The sequence below is a fragment of the Verrucomicrobiia bacterium genome (assembly GCA_019634635.1).
Classification (GTDB): Bacteria; Verrucomicrobiota; Verrucomicrobiia; order Limisphaerales; family UBA9464; genus UBA9464.
The window spans coordinates 23,385-37,747 of the sequence record JAHCBB010000029.1; the positions used below are offsets into that span (position 1 = coordinate 23,385).

Below are 14,363 nucleotides of genomic sequence, written 5' to 3' on the forward strand. Positions count from 1 at the left end.
GATGAGAGGCATCCTCCTCGCCGGCGGTGCGGGTACGCGGCTGTATCCACTGACGCTCGTCGCGTCCAAGCAGCTCCAGCCGGTGTATGACAAGCCGATGGTGTACTACCCGCTCGCCAACCTCATCGAGGCCGGCCTGCGGGACCTGTGTCTGATCTCCACGCCCGGGGATCTGCCGCGATATCGGGCGTTGTTGGGCGACGGGTCGCGGTTCGGCGTGCGGCTGGAGTACCGGGAGCAGCCGCGTCCCGAAGGCATCGCCCAGGCGTTTCTGATCGCCGCGTCGTTTGTCGGGAGCGATCCGGTGGCCCTGGCCCTCGGCGACAACCTGCTGTTGGACGCGACGCCGTTTCGAGAGGCCGTGGCGGGGTTCACCGGAGGCGCCACGGTCTTTGGGCTCCCGGTGTCGGATCCGGAGCGGTACGGCGTCGTGGAGCTCGACGGTGAGGGACGTCCGATCGCCCTGGAGGAAAAGCCGCCCCAACCGCGGAGTTCGTGGGCGGTCCCCGGACTCTACCTGTATGACGCGACGGTGGTCGGCATCGCCAGGGCGCTGCGGCCGGGACCGCGCGGCGAACTGGAGATCACGGACGTGAACCGGGAGTTTCTGCGGCGCGGCCAGCTCCGGGTGCACCGTCTGCCGGAGGGGGCGGTCTGTCTGGATGCCGGCACCGGGAGCAGCCGGCATGCGGCCTCGGTGGCGGTGTGCGAGGCGGAGCGGCGGCTGGGCATCCGGATCGGGTGTCCGGAGTGGGCGGCCTATCACCGGGGGTTTCTGGACCGGGAAATGCTGGCTGCGGCGGTGGCGGCCATGCCCCCGTGCGACTATCGGGAACCTCTGGAACGGCTGCTCGCCGGGACGGGATTGGCGATCGCCGGTGGTTGATGACAGAATGCCGCCCATGGCGCGGGTGAAAGGCGCCCCTGTGTCATGAACCTTCTCGTCACCGGCGGCGCCGGATTCATCGGGTCCAACCTGATTGAGCACGTGATCGGCCGGCCGGAGATCCGGCGTCTGGTCAACCTCGACTGTCTCACCTATGCCGGCCATCTGGCCAATCTGCGGGGCGTGACCGGGCATCCCCGTCATGTCTTCGAGCGGGTGGACCTCCGGGATGCCCCGGCGGTGCGGGAGGTCCTCATTCGGCACGAGATCACCCATGTGCTGCATCTGGCATCCGAGTCGCATGTGGACCGTTCCATCCGGGGTCCCGCCGACTTCATCGCCACCAACATCGTCGGGACGTTCCACCTGCTGGAGGCGTGCCGCGCGGTGTGGCCTGAGGGGTTTCCGGGGCGGCGTTTCCACCTGGTGAGCACCGACGAGGTGTACGGCTCGCTGGGACCCACCGGACGGTTCACCGAGAGCACTCCGTACGCCCCCAACTCACCCTACTCGGCGAGCAAGGCCTCCGCGAACCTTCTGGCGCGGGCCTATCACCACACCTATGCGCTGCCGGTGGTGACCACGAACTGTTCCAACAACTACGGCCCGCGGCAGTTTCCCGAAAAGCTCATCCCGGTGGTGATTCAGTGCCTGGTGGAACGACGTCCCGTCCCGGTGTATGGCGATGGTTTGTACGTTCGGGACTGGTTGTACGTCCGGGACCACTGTGAAGCGCTTTGGCAGGTGCTCACGCGTGGACGCGACGGCGAGGTGTACAACATCGGCGGGCACAACGAATGGGCCAATCTGCGGCTGGTCGAGCACCTGTGCGATCTGGTGGATGCCGTCCGGCCGGACCTGGGCGGCGCGTCGCGGCGGCTGATCACGCGGGTCGCGGACCGGCCGGGTCACGACCGCCGCTATGCCATTGATGCGGGGAAAATGGAGCGGGAGCTCGGGTGGACCCCGGCCCACACGTTTGAGCGCGGGATCCGGGAAACGCTGGAATGGTACCTGGCCCATCAGGACTGGGTTGCCGAGGTGCGGGCGTCCCGGCGGGACCAGGGTCCCGGGACGGCTTGATCCCGACCCGCTTCCGCACGCTTAATCTTCGCAACACCCCGTTCATGGATACGACTCCCGATCCCTTTCGCAACGCCCGCAACGAGTCCGGCATGCTTCCCTGCGAGTTCCAGGGCGAGACGGTGCCGATGATCCTCCGTCATGAGGACGTTCGTCGCGCGGCGAAGGACTGGAAGACCTTCAGCTCGGATGCGCCGTTCCGGGTTCCAATTCCATCGGAGGAGGCCGTGCGCAGTGTCCGCCAGCTGCCCGTCGAGACGGATCCGCCCGATCACACCGACTACCGGCAGATCGTCGAGCCATTCTTCCGGCGGCCCAAGGACCCGGTGGTCGCGGCGCAGATGGAGTCCCTGGTGGACGCCATGGTGCTGGACGCCCTGGGGCGGACGTCCATTGAAGTGGTGCGGGAATTCGCCCTGCCCCTGCAGTCGCGCACGCTGGCGCTCCTGTTGAATTTGCCGGACTCGGAGTCCGCGGTGTGGATCCGGTGGGGCACGCATGTCTTTCGCGACGGTGGCTCGGGAAAAGAGAAGGGCGCGGAGCTCGAGGCCTATCTCAACGCGCAACTGGATGCCGCCGCGGCGCATCCGGGCGAGGACTTCTTCAGTGCCCTCACGCAGGCGACCTTTCGCGGTCGCCCTCTGACGCGCGAGGAGATGCTGGGATTTGCCAATCTGACGTTTGCTGGCGGACGCGACACGGTCATCCACACCGTATCCTCCGTCGTGGGGTATCTGGCGCGACATCCGGAGGCCCTTGAGTTTCTCCGGGAGGATCCCGCGCGGGTGGTGAATGCGGCGGAGGAATTTTTCCGAGTGGTGACGCCACTGACCCATATCGGTCGGGTGTGTCCTGTGGAGACCGACGTGCATGGGATGACGGTGAAACCCGACGGCCTCGTGGCGTTGTGCTGGGCCTCGGCAAACCGGGACGAATCCGTGTTCGACGCGCCCGACGAGGTGCGCCTGGACCGGAAACCGAACCCTCACATGGCCTTTGGCAGCGGGGTGCATTTGTGTCTGGGGGCCGCCCATGCGCGCCTGATCGTCCGCACGCTGCTCGAACGGCTGGCGGTGCGAGTGGTCCGGATCCGGATCCTGAACGCCACCGAGCGGGTCGAGGCGGAGTCCGCGTACCGCCGCGTGATTGGATACGAGGTGCTGGAGGCGGCCCTCGAGGCCCGGTAGCGGTGCCCGCGATCCCGTGAGGGGGACCCGGGGGGATCCGAGTTCCGGCTGCGACTGCGTCCTCGCAGTCCAAAGCCGGGGACCAAAGGCGCTTCGTGTCGCTTCGGGGTTGTCGTGCCCCGTCTTTCAGACCACTTTCCCTCCGCGGTTGCCGGACGTCCCCGCCGGCGATCGGCCTGACGTTTCCATCGGATCCATGAAAAAGTCCTCTGCCCGACGAGTGTCGTCCCGTGCCGCCGCCCCCGGCAGGACAGCCGCCAAGGTCCCGCGTGGGCGGATACATCCTGTGGTGATCTATCCGTTCCGGCACCCGGCGGATCTCAGTCATCTCCAGCGTTTGTACACTTTTGTCGCGCAGCTGGCGGCGGACCCCGGGACGTATGCGCGCCCGATGACCGTTGTGGATCGCAAGACCCACCATGCGAACATGACGGACCCCGGATACCTTGATTTTCGAAACGGAACCGCGGCGACGTGTTCGGACGTGGTGGATGCATGGTGTGTGGACACCTGTCAGATGTGGTATTCCGGACTGGGGCAGGCGTATGACCAGGGCAGGGACGGGGACATCTACTGGCTGATTCCCGGGGATTTCAACTATGGCACGGCGGTCGGGCAGGAGGTGCTGAGCCGGTTGCACGATCTGCCGGAGATCCTGATGGAGCTCGACCAGGATTTTTGCGTGGGCGAGATTGCGACGGACCACAACAACCCGAAGCAGCTGATCGACACCTATGGCACCTTCGCGCTGATGTACACGTGGTTCCCGCGGGAGGCGCAGGAGATCCGCGAGTACACCGAGCGGCCGCGCTCCGAGTTTTTTGCCATCCGCCACGAGTTTCTCGGGCACGTGCTGCGGCAGCGCTGGTTTGCCTACGAGCAGACGGTGGTGACGCTGCTGCACGCGGTGTTTCAGCGGCGGCGCATCAGCCGGTTCTGTGTCGGGCAGATCACCGACCTTCACGATGGGGGTGAGACGCTGGCCTCCGCGCTGCAGCAGGTCGAGCGCACCGAACGGGTGCTCAAGACCCTCTGGCGCGCCCAGCACGAATCCGATCCGTCGTGGGTCTCCCGGTATCGCGCGCTTGAGGACCAGTCGGACTGCGTCCGGCGGACCGCACAGACCCTCCTCCAGAATCTGCTGCCCTGAACGAACCCCGACCCTGGCCCTCGAATCCTGACTCCAGAAACCGAAGACGCATGACTCCCCGGACCACGATCAAGCCCGTCAATTTCATGTGCGTGGCCCCCCAAGCCCAGGCCGTGAGCCTGGTGGGGGATTTCAACGTGTGGAACCCACACACCACCCCGATGCAGCAGGGGCCGGACAAGGCGTGGACGGCCACCGTCAACCTGAAGGCGGGCCATCACCGTTATGCCTTCCTGGTGGATGGCGTGCTGACCCTCGATCCGCGGGCGCAGGGGATCACGCGGAACGACCAGAATCAGCGGGTGTCGCTGATCCCGGTCAGCTGAACCCGAACCTGCCTGCCAATTGTGCAGGGAGGATTAAGCCGCTGAGTTGAGACCGGTGGGGCGAGGGTCCTCACGAGCCGTACGCCTCACCTGAAATGGACGGGAGACGGCATCACACCAGCACCTCCTCGCCTTCGAGGAAGCCGTGAAGCTGCCGCAGGCGGGTGGGATGGCGCATCTTTCGTAGCGCCTTGGCTTCGATTTGACGGATCCGCTCGCGGGTCACCTTGAACTGCTTGCCGACCTCCTCGAGCGTGCGGCTGTAGCCATCCACCAGCCCGAACCGAAGTTCCAGCACCTTCCGTTCCCGTTCCGTGAGGGTGTCGAGCACCTCGGTCAACCGCTCCTTGAGCAGGCTGTAGGAGGTCATGTCGGAGGGGTTCTCCGCGGACTTGTCCTCGATGAAATCGCCGAAGCTGGTGTCGTCGGAGTCGCCCACGGGGCTCTGCAGCGAGATCGGCTGCTGGGCCATCTTGAGCACGGCCCGGACCCGCTCCACGGGCATCTGCATCTCGTCGGCGATCTCCTCCGGGGTCGGCTCACGGCCGAAATCCTGGATGAGCTGCTTCTGCACCCGCATCAGCTTGTTGATCGTCTCGATCATGTGCACCGGGATGCGGATGGTGCGGGCCTGGTCGGCGATGGAACGGGTGATGGCCTGCCGGATCCACCAGGTGGCGTAGGTGGAGAACTTGTAGCCGCGGCGGTACTCGAATTTCTCGACCGCCTTCATCAGGCCCATGTTGCCCTCCTGGATCAGGTCCAGGAAGGAGAGGCCCCGGTTCGTGTACTTTTTGGCGATCGAGATCACCAGCCGCAGGTTGGCCTCGACCATTTCGGTCTTCGCCTGCAGGGCCTTTCTCTCGAACTGCTTGAGCTGGCTGAAGGCCTCCGTGTAGCCGGCGTGGGACATCCGGACAAACTCCTCAAGGGCTTTCGTCTTGCGCTCCTCGGCGTGGATGATGACCTGGGCCTGAGCGGCCTTCTTCTGCGATTGCAGGTCGGCGATGGCGCGCTGGCTGGACAGGAACTTGTCGTGGATGTTGTCCGCGACGAGACACATCTCCTCGATGACCTTCTGCTTGTAGTAGAACTTCGGGAACGACCGTTGGAGCTTGTCGTCCAGCTTCCGGTACTCGGTCTGCAGCTTCTCCAGCCGGCCCTTGGAGGGGCTGTCCTGCAGGTCGCGCCAGTGGGCGTCCACCTGCTGGTCAATCGCCCGGACATCCTTCACCAGCTTGCGCAACGCCTTCAGGTGCTCGTCACGGGTCTCGATCTTCTTGTCCACGATCACCCGGTCGAAGCGCTCCTTGGGCGGTTCCGAGATGAGCTTTTCGGCGAGGGCGATGTGCTCTTTGCCGGCGAATCCGAAGCTGTAGATGATCCGCTTGACCTCGTTTTCGTTGTCCTCGATGCGCTTGGAGATCTCGACCTCCTGTTCGCGGGTCAGCAGCGGCACCTGGCCCATCTGCTTGAGGTACATCCGCACCGGGTCGTCGAGGATGTCGAGGCGCGCCTTGTCATCCGGCTGCTCCTCCTCCTGCTCCTGGGCCTTCGGGCGGTCCACTTCCGCCTGGTCCACGATGTCAATTTCCAGGTTGCGGAGCCGGATGTAGATGTCGTCGAGGTCCTCGGCGGCGAGGTTTTCCGGCAGGGCGTCGGTGATGTCGCCGTAGGTCAGGTAGCCCTGCTCCTGGGCGAGCCGCACCAGTTCCTTGATCTTCTCGGTGAGGTCCACCCCGGCCGAACTCTTGATCGTGCCCAGCGTGTTGGGGAGACCTTCCAGGTCAATGCCCGGACCGGTGGTGGCGCGGGCCACGAGGGCCTGTGCAACGCTGCGGACCACGCCGCCGGGCCCGGCCTGGTGGATGGAGACCACCTCCCGGATGACCGTGGTGGTGGTCGTGGCGACCTCCGGGAGCACCTGCATCGCCGGGGCCGCCTTCGGTTCCGCCGAAGGGTCCGGGGAGGTCGAGGGGCGCTTTGCTGCGGATGCGACGGACTTGCCGGAGGACTTCCGGGAGGGCGACCTGCCGCCGGCGGCCTTGGTCGCCGGGGAAGGAGCCGCGTGCTTCGGGGTCGGGGAACGTCGTGGGGGGGAGGTTTTGGCCGGCAACTTCTTCTCTTTCGTTTTTGACATAACAAGGTCCTCCGGTGGCGCTGTCCCGGAGTCCAGACACGAGCGGACAATTATTTGAGCAGAGGTCTCCGGCGTCAAGGCCGCGAGTGGCACCGGAACGGACGGCGCCGATGGGTCGTCGGACGTGGCGGCGATCACCGGCTGCCCGGCTTCGGGGGCGGAGGGGTCGTGGAAGGACGCGTGGTCTCGGAGCTCTTGTTGGTTTCGGGAGGCGGGGAGGTCTCGGGCTTGAACCCCCGGGCGGGGGAGCAGCCGGAAACCGCCCACGGCGCCGTGAGCAGCCCCGCGAGGGACACCCATCGGCCCGCCAACCGCAGGTTGCAGGACACAGGACGTTTCGTTTTCAGTGGTTCAGCATGCACCCGATGGGATGCGGGCGCCAGCTTCGCGTGGCTCGGCGATGACGGTCCCGGGTCGCCCGACCGGCGGCCGCGGCTTGCCCGCCCGGTGGCCGGCGGCCACGCTAGCGGCACATGCGTCTGCTCCTGAACGTTCTGCTGGCCTGCGGCGCCCTGGCCCAGGCCCCCGCCCGATGGGCTCCGGAGCCTCCGCCGGTGCCCCGCGAATTCCGCGGGGTCTGGGTCGCGTCGGTGGCCAACATTGACTGGCCCTCTCAACCGGGGCTTGCCGTTGCGCGCCAGCAGGCCGAGTTGCGCGCGCTCCTCGACATGGCCGTCCGGGTGCGCCTCAACGTGGTGATCCTGCAGGTGCGTCCGACGGCTGATGCCCTGTACGCCTCGACGCTGGAGCCATGGAGCGAGTTTCTCACCGGACGCTCGGGACAGCCGCCCAACCCGCGCTGGGACCCGCTGGAGTTCGCCTGCGAGGAGGCGCATGCCCGGGGTCTGGAGCTCCATGCATGGATCAATCCCTTCCGGGCACGATCGCATCGGGCGCTCTCGAGCCCCGCGCAGAACCATGTGATCCGACGCCAGCCCCAGTGGATCATTCCGTACGGCACGATGCTCTGGATGGATCCGGGAAACCCCGACGTGAGGGAGCATGCGCTGCAGGTGGCCCTCGACATCGTGAAACGATATGACGTGGATGGATTCCACGTGGACGACTATTTTTACCCGTATCCCGAGCGGGGAGCCGATGGCAACTGGATGACCTTTCCTGACGCGGGGAGTTTCAGGCGCTACCGGTCGTCTGGCGGACGCCTGAACGTCGGGGACTGGCGGCGGGACAACGTCAACCAGTTCGTTCAGTCACTTTATGCGGGCGTCCATCGGGTCAAGCCCTGGGTCAAGGTGGGCATCAGCCCCTTCGGCATCTGGCGTCCCGGGAATCCGCCCGGGATCAAGGGACTCGACCAGTACCTGATGCTGTTCGCCGATGCCCGGCTTTGGATCCAGGAGGGCTGGTGCGATTACCTCGCGCCGCAATTGTACTGGTCGCTCGACCGGCGGGATCAGAGTTTTCCGGCGCTGCTGCGGTGGTGGCAGCAGCAGAATCCCATGGGGCGTCTGATCACCCCGGGATTGAACAGCGCCAAGATCGGGCAGGACCGGCGGGTTGGGGACACCCTGGGACAGATCCGGATCGTCCGGGAGCAGGGTGCCGCCGGAGAAATTTTCTGGAATGGCTCCAGCCTGATGAAGAATTTCGGCGGCCTGGCGGGTCTCCTGCCCCGTGAGCTGTTTGCAGCGCCGGCGTTGGTGCCTGCGGTCCCCTGGCTGAAGGAGGGAGTCCCGGCTGCACCCCAGATCCAGGCCGAATCCCCTCGGAAGGATCTGCTCTCGCTGAGCTGGACTTTCTCGACCAATGCACCGGTTCGCAGCCAGGTGTTGCAGCAGCGGGTCGGGACGGCGTGGATGAGCGAGATTCTGCTGCCCGCGGTGACCGGGCGCACGTTTGACCGGCGTTTGGGTCAGGTGCTGCCGGAGGAGGTCCGGGTGGTTCCCGTCAGCCGCACGGGTGTGGAGGGACCAGCTGGAATCTGGCTGGCAAACTGAGGGATTGCCGGGTTTCGGGGCGTTTGCTTTTTGCAACTGGGCCAATGAAGACCCAGCATCCGCGTGCGTGGCCTCGAATCCACCTTCCCCCCGGTCCTTGGACCAGCCGATCCTTGAGCTGGCCCGCAAGGATTTCACGGCGTTGCCGCGTCATCTCACTGCGGACCAGGCGCTCGACAACATCCGGCGTCACGGGATCGGGGAACGGGTCGTTTACTTTTATGTGACTGAGGAGGACGGCCGATTGGCGGGTGTCCTGCCCACCCGGCGTCTGCTGACCGCGGAAGGGAGCAAACCGCTCTCCGAACTGATGATTCCCAAGGTGGCGGCACTGCCGTCCACGGCGACGGTGGCGGAAGCCTGCGAGGCCTTCGCGTTGCACAAGTTCCTGGCCTTTCCGGTGGTGGATGCCGACCGCCGTCTGGTGGGGATGGTGGATGTCAGCCTGTTTACGGATGAGGTCTTCGACCTTGCGGAACGCGAGCAGCTGGACGCCATGTTCGAGGCCATTGGCATCCGGGCCGGCGCGATGAACAGTTCCACGTCGTGGCTGGCATTCCAGTATCGGTTTCCCTGGCTGCTTGCCACAATTGCCAGCGGGACGCTTTGCGCCCTTCTGGCCGGGCGTTTCGAGATGACCCTTTCCAAGAGTCTGGTCCTCGCATTCTTCATGACGCTGGTGCTCGGATTGGGCGAGGGGGTGGCCATGCAGTCCATGACGGTGACGATCCAGGCCCTGAGGGCGACCCGGCCTTCGTGGAAATGGTTTGGTGGTGCGGTGCGGCGGGAACTGGGTACGGCCGTCCTGCTGGGACTGGCCTGCGGAATCTCCGTGGCCCTGGTCGCCTGGATCTGGCGGGGCGAACTTCAGGCCGCCGGTGTCATCGGTGCCAGCATTGCCCTGGCCCTGCTGGGTGCGAGCTTCTTTGGATTGGGCGTGCCCACGATCCTCCACGCGCTGAAGCTGGATCCCAAGATCGCGGCGGGGCCCGTGTCGCTGGCTCTCGCCGACCTCGGCACCCTGACGGTGTACTTCAATCTTGCCCGATGGCTGCTCTGACCCCGCCCACAGGCGGCGGCAGGATCAGGGCTTTCGCAGCGTGAAGTAGTCGCGCACCTGCGCCCGGTGGTTGAGGAAGGTCCCGTGCAACTCCGGACCCACCACGTCGAGAATCAAGGACCCCAGCTTGTTCAACGACAGGTACATCGCCGGATGGTTCAGCGGCCCGCCACCGAGTTTGCCCGAGCTGCCGGCGACCAGGTACACCGCGCCAGCCCGCGGCGCATTCCCGCCCGGTTTGAGATACGGTCCGTCTCCATCCATGCGGCCATCCCCACGGTTGATGAAGTGTTCGTCGCGCAGGTCGCCGCTGAAGCCGTACGCCCCGTCCAGCAGGTGGCTGCGCTCGTAACTGTGACTGTGGCCCGCCAGCACCAGATCCACTCCACCCGCCTCCAGGATCGGCAGCAGATTCTGGCGCATCTCCACCATGCGGCCGGAACTGTCGGTGCGGCTGTCGGAATCGTGGGAGCCCCTGGTGTAGGGGGGATGGTGAAAGAAGCAGACAATCCAGTCGCGCCCGGTGCTCTCCAGGTCCGCTCGCAGCCACTGGGCCATGGCGCCGTCAGGACGGCGGTCGGTATCGTGCGAGTCGAGGCAGATGAAATGGATGTTGGCGATGTCGAAGGAATAGTACGCCTCCGTCCCGCTCGGAAGTCCACCGGCCTGGCCCTGGGTGGGCAGGGTGAAGAGGTCGTAATACACGCCGGACTGCGTCGGGGAGTTGGCGCTGCCCGCGTCGTGATTTCCCAGGGTCGGCCAGACGGGGACCTGGCGGAGCCACCAGGCGTAGGGATCAAAGAACGCCCGTTGGTATTCGGCATCGGTGCCGGAGTTGTACGCGTTGTCTCCAAGCATCAGCCACGCGTCCGGAAGGCGTCCGGCGGAAAACTGATGAAACGCATCCCGCACCGCAAACTGGTTGGTGCCGGCGGTGCCGGCATCCCCGATCACCCAGATGCGCGTCGGACGCGGGGGGCCCGGCACGGGTGCCGTGCGAAACGCATGGGTCCCGCCCGGCTCGTTGAACCATTGGTTGGTTTCGCGCCCGATCGCATAGAAATAGCGGGTGTCGGGCAACAGGCCGCCCACCCGCACGATGTGGTCCTGCAGCAGGCCCGCGTGCCGGACCAGATTGGTGGCGGATTCCGGAGTGGTGCCGAAGCGGACCAGTCCCCGGGTCGCCCGATCGGTCCGCCATCGGATGACCATGGAATTTGATGTCTGCAGCTGCAGGTAGGCACCGCGGGTGAGCCGTGGCGCGGCCTGGACCTGGAGGGACAGGAGGCCGGGGATCAGCAACAGGAGACACTTCATCGGGGCTGGGAATGGGCGGCCTCCGGTGCCTCTGACAATTCGGCCAGCCGGGTCTCGAGCTGCCGGCGCAATTCGGTCGCCGTCCAGGCCCGCCGCTGTTTGTCCGGAAGCGCATCGAGCGCCCGTCGGGCGACGAGGAACGCTTCACGGGCTTCCGCGCTCCGGCCTGCCTGCAACAGCAGGTCTCCGCGGCGTGCCAGCCAGCGTTCCTTGCGCTCCGCCCGCGCGGCCAGTGCGTCCAGTCGCTGCAGGGCAAGGTCCGTGGCTCCCCGGCTCAGTTCCAGGTCCATGGCCAGCAATTGCAGGGCGGGCAGGGGACCGTGCCGCTCCATTCCGGCATCGAGACAGACCAGCACCTCCGGGGTGTCGGCCGAGGCGGCCATCAGGGCGCGTGCCTGCTCGAGATAGGCATCGGGCGGTGCGTCCGCGTCCAGGGTGATGGCCACCCCGAAACAGTCGGCGGCATCGCGAGGGCGTCCTGCCGCCCACAGGGCACGGCCAAGCAGGCGCTGTCCGGCGGCGCTTCCCGGGCAGGCCTGCACGAAGCGCTCCAGGTGGCGCGAGGCTTCGTTGGTGCGTCCGAGTTCGAGTGCCGCCGCGCCCAACCGGAACGCGTTGGTGATCTCGCCCGGCTGCAGCACTGCCAGCCGTTCGAAGTCTGCCAGGGCTTCTCCTGAGAGCCCGTGCCGCAGGTACAGGTCACCCCGGTGCGCCAGCCGGTCGGGGTCGTCGGGATGCTCCGCCAGTTCGGAGGTCAGCTGGAGGATTTGCTCATGGATGGGTCCGTGGGCGCGGACACCGGATGCGAGCAGGACCGCCGCAAGCGCCAGCGCCGGAAAGGAACGATGGCGGGATGCGGGACCGGATTCGGGCGTTGGTTCGGCTCCGGTCATGGGGGCGGGCCGTCAGAGGGCGATGCGGCCCTCGAACACGAACGTGGCCGGGCCGGTGAGCCGGACGTCTGCGAATCCGCCGCCTTCGCGGTGGAAGTGGACGCCAAGGGTCTCGCCTCCCTGGACCTGGACCCGGATGGGCGGGGCAAATTCGTGAAGCACCGCGGCGATCATGGCGCCGGCCGACACCCCGGTGCCGCAGGCAAGCGTCTCACCTTCGACACCACGCTCGTAGGTGCGCACCCGGATGCTGGAGGGGCCGAGGACTTGGACGAAGTTGACGTTGGTGCCGCCGGGCTTGAACCGCTCGTGCCACCGGAGCTCCTCACCGAGTCGCTGCACCATGGCGCGGTCGGCGTCCGGCACGAACACCACCGCATGGGGCACTCCGGTGTTCAGCGAACTGACTTCGAGATCCCCCTGCGAGGTGGAGATGAGTTCCCGCAGGCGCAGCGAGTGCGGCTCGGTGAGGGTCACGGTCACCTGTTCGCCGTCGAAGGTGGCCCGGATCACGCCGGCCGCGGTGTGAAAGGCCAGCTCCGGGCCGCTCCATCCCGTGAGTCGCCGGGCGTAGCGTGCGAAACACCGGGCTCCGTTGCCGCACATGGCCGCCTCGGAACCGTCGGAGTTCCAAAACTGCCAGGCCCAGTCGGCCCGGCCGTCGGGCGACGGCACGAGCAGGATCAGTCCGTCGGCCCCGATGCCGAACTGGCGATGGCAAAGTCGTGCCACCTGCGTCGGGGTCAGTTGGAGGGTGCCGTCGCGGTTGTCGGCCAGGATGAAGTCGTTGCCGGCCGCGGTCATCTTGACGAAATCCAGCGTCATGCAGCGTCGTGGAGTGTAGGATTTCCCGGTCCCCGGAACGAGTTGAATCTGGATGCGGCGTGCGGGGCCCCGGAACTCAGCGCATTCCGGGGAGCCAATGCAGGACGAAGCGGCAGACGAGGAAGATCAACACGCCGCCGAGGCCGCTGACCGGCAGGGTGACCTGCAGCAGGTCGCGGGTTGAGAATTCGCGGGTCGCATAGGCCATGGCGTTGGGCGGGGTGCTGCTGGGGAGCGCCATGGTGAGGGAGGCGCACAGGGCAATGGCGAGGGTGATGGAGCCGACGAGCGGCACTCCGGTGGGGTGTGCCGACGCGCCTCCGGCCGCCGCCAGGCCGACGGGAATCAGGAGGGTCGCGATGGCGGTGTTGGACATGAAGGGTCCGAGCACCAGGGTCACCAGCATCAGGACGGCGAGCAGCACCGAAGGACCGGCCCCCGAAAGCGGCAGCGCCTCCGCGATCGCCCGGTCCAGGCCCACCCGCTGCATGCCGGTGCCCAGCGAGATGCCGCCGGCGATCAGGATCAGCACGCCCCAGTCCACGCCGGCGAGATCGTCGGTCCCGATCATCCCCGACACGATCAGCACCAGCACCGCGAGCAGCGCCACCAGGGGGGCGGGCAGGCCGTGGGCGGAGTCGGTGATCCACAGGAGCAGGGTGGCGGCCCCCACCACGGTGACCCAGCGTCCGCGCGGGGTGAGCGGTACCAGGGCGGGATCAAAGTCCAGGTTCGCGATCCTGGAGGGGAAGCGCCGGCGCAGGAGCTTCCAGGCCGTGGCCACCAGGATCAGCATCACCGGGACGGCCACGAACATCCAGGTGAAGAATGCGATCGGACGGCCCTCCTGGCTGAGGTAGCCGACGGCGATGGCGTTGGGTGGCGAGGCGATCGGAGTGCCCATGCCGCCAATGTTGGCCGCCAGGGGGACGGACAGCACCAAGGTCTTGCGGAACGGATCGCCGGCGGGGATCACCGAAAGCAGCGGGTTCAGCAGCGCCAGCATGAGCGCGGTGGTCGCCGTGTTGCTCATCCACATCGAGAAGAAGAGCGTCACCAGCATCACGCCAAGCAGGATGCGGTGCGGTTGGGTTCCGAAGGGCCGCAACAGGAGCCCCGAGAGCGACCGGTCGGCGCCGGTCTTCACGGCAGCACGTGCGAGCAGAAACCCGCCGAGGAAGAGCAGCAGGATGGGATCCGCGGCCTCCTGGACGAGCGCCCGAAACGTGGGACCATCGCCGGCGGCGAAGCCGAGGCCCGCCCAGCCCCCGGGATTGGCCAGCAGCACCGATTGCAACCCGAGGACGAGGAGGGATGTGGCGAACAGCGGGATGGCCTCGGTGATCCAAAGCAGGGCCGCGGTGACAAAGATGCCCGCCATGAACCCCGCCTCGCGGGGCAGGGCGCCGGCCTCCAGCACGGCAAACGCGGTCACCGCCCCGGCGGCCAGGCCAAGGAGGGTCCAGACGATGGACCGGGACCTGGGTGCCGGGGCGGTCTCCCCTGGACGAAACGAACGGCGAAGATCGCTCATGCGG

The 14,363-nt window shown here is 66.7% G+C and carries 12 protein-coding genes; 7 read left to right on the plus strand and 5 right to left on the minus strand.

Annotation, left to right across the window (positions count from 1 at the left end):
- Position 1: 1 nt before the first annotated feature.
- The 5 genes from KF791_16290 to KF791_16310 all read left to right on the plus strand — a co-directional run bounded on the left by KF791_16290 (position 2) and on the right by KF791_16310 (position 4,632).
- On the plus strand, positions 2-886 hold the full coding sequence (locus tag KF791_16290; GenBank protein MBX3734137.1) for an NTP transferase domain-containing protein: 885 nt from the start codon (positions 2-4) through the stop codon (positions 884-886).
- Positions 887-931: 45 nt separating this feature from the next.
- Positions 932-1,969, plus strand: coding sequence for a dTDP-glucose 4,6-dehydratase (rfbB, locus tag KF791_16295; protein ID MBX3734138.1), 1,038 nt, complete (start codon positions 932-934; stop codon positions 1,967-1,969).
- A 44-nt stretch (positions 1,970-2,013) separates the two neighbouring features.
- Entirely contained in the window at positions 2,014-3,156 is a 1,143-nt protein-coding gene (locus KF791_16300; protein MBX3734139.1) for a cytochrome P450, read from the plus strand.
- A 289-nt stretch (positions 3,157-3,445) separates the two neighbouring features.
- Positions 3,446-4,306, plus strand: coding sequence for a hypothetical protein (locus KF791_16305; protein ID MBX3734140.1), 861 nt, complete (start codon positions 3,446-3,448; stop codon positions 4,304-4,306).
- 50 nt (positions 4,307-4,356) lie between these two features.
- Positions 4,357-4,632 (plus strand): isoamylase early set domain-containing protein, encoded by a 276-nt coding sequence (locus tag KF791_16310; GenBank protein MBX3734141.1) that lies wholly within the window; start codon positions 4,357-4,359, stop codon positions 4,630-4,632.
- Positions 4,633-4,744: 112 nt separating this feature from the next.
- Here the strand turns inward: KF791_16310 and rpoD are convergent, their stop codons facing one another.
- Positions 4,745-6,772, minus strand: coding sequence for an RNA polymerase sigma factor RpoD (rpoD, locus tag KF791_16315; protein ID MBX3734142.1), 2,028 nt, complete (start codon positions 6,770-6,772; stop codon positions 4,745-4,747).
- A 554-nt stretch (positions 6,773-7,326) separates the two neighbouring features.
- Between rpoD and KF791_16320 the strand changes: the two genes are divergently transcribed.
- Together KF791_16320 and KF791_16325 are read left to right on the plus strand one after the other, a co-directional pair.
- Positions 7,327-8,730, plus strand: coding sequence for a family 10 glycosylhydrolase (locus KF791_16320; GenBank protein ID MBX3734143.1), 1,404 nt, complete (start codon positions 7,327-7,329; stop codon positions 8,728-8,730).
- Between the two features lie 97 nt (positions 8,731-8,827).
- Positions 8,828-9,790 (plus strand): magnesium transporter, encoded by a 963-nt coding sequence (locus KF791_16325; protein MBX3734144.1) that lies wholly within the window; start codon positions 8,828-8,830, stop codon positions 9,788-9,790.
- A gap of 24 nt (positions 9,791-9,814) precedes the next feature.
- Here KF791_16325 and KF791_16330 read toward each other — a convergent pair whose 3' ends face one another.
- The 4 genes from KF791_16330 to KF791_16345 form a co-directional block, all read right to left on the minus strand.
- Positions 9,815-11,107 (minus strand): metallophosphoesterase family protein, encoded by a 1,293-nt coding sequence (locus KF791_16330; GenBank protein ID MBX3734145.1) that lies wholly within the window; start codon positions 11,105-11,107, stop codon positions 9,815-9,817.
- Complete coding sequence (locus KF791_16335) at positions 11,104-12,000, minus strand: hypothetical protein (GenBank protein MBX3734146.1); 897 nt, start codon at positions 11,998-12,000, stop codon at positions 11,104-11,106. Before KF791_16335 ends, KF791_16330 begins: the two co-directional genes overlap by 4 nt.
- Positions 12,001-12,012: 12 nt before the next feature.
- A complete protein-coding gene (locus KF791_16340) occupies positions 12,013-12,825 on the minus strand; it encodes a diaminopimelate epimerase (protein MBX3734147.1) in 813 nt (270 codons plus the stop codon).
- Positions 12,826-12,901: 76 nt separating this feature from the next.
- Positions 12,902-14,359, minus strand: a complete 1,458-nt coding sequence (locus KF791_16345; GenBank protein ID MBX3734148.1) for an SLC13/DASS family transporter — start codon at positions 14,357-14,359, stop codon at positions 12,902-12,904.
- Positions 14,360-14,363: the final 4 nt, after the last annotated feature.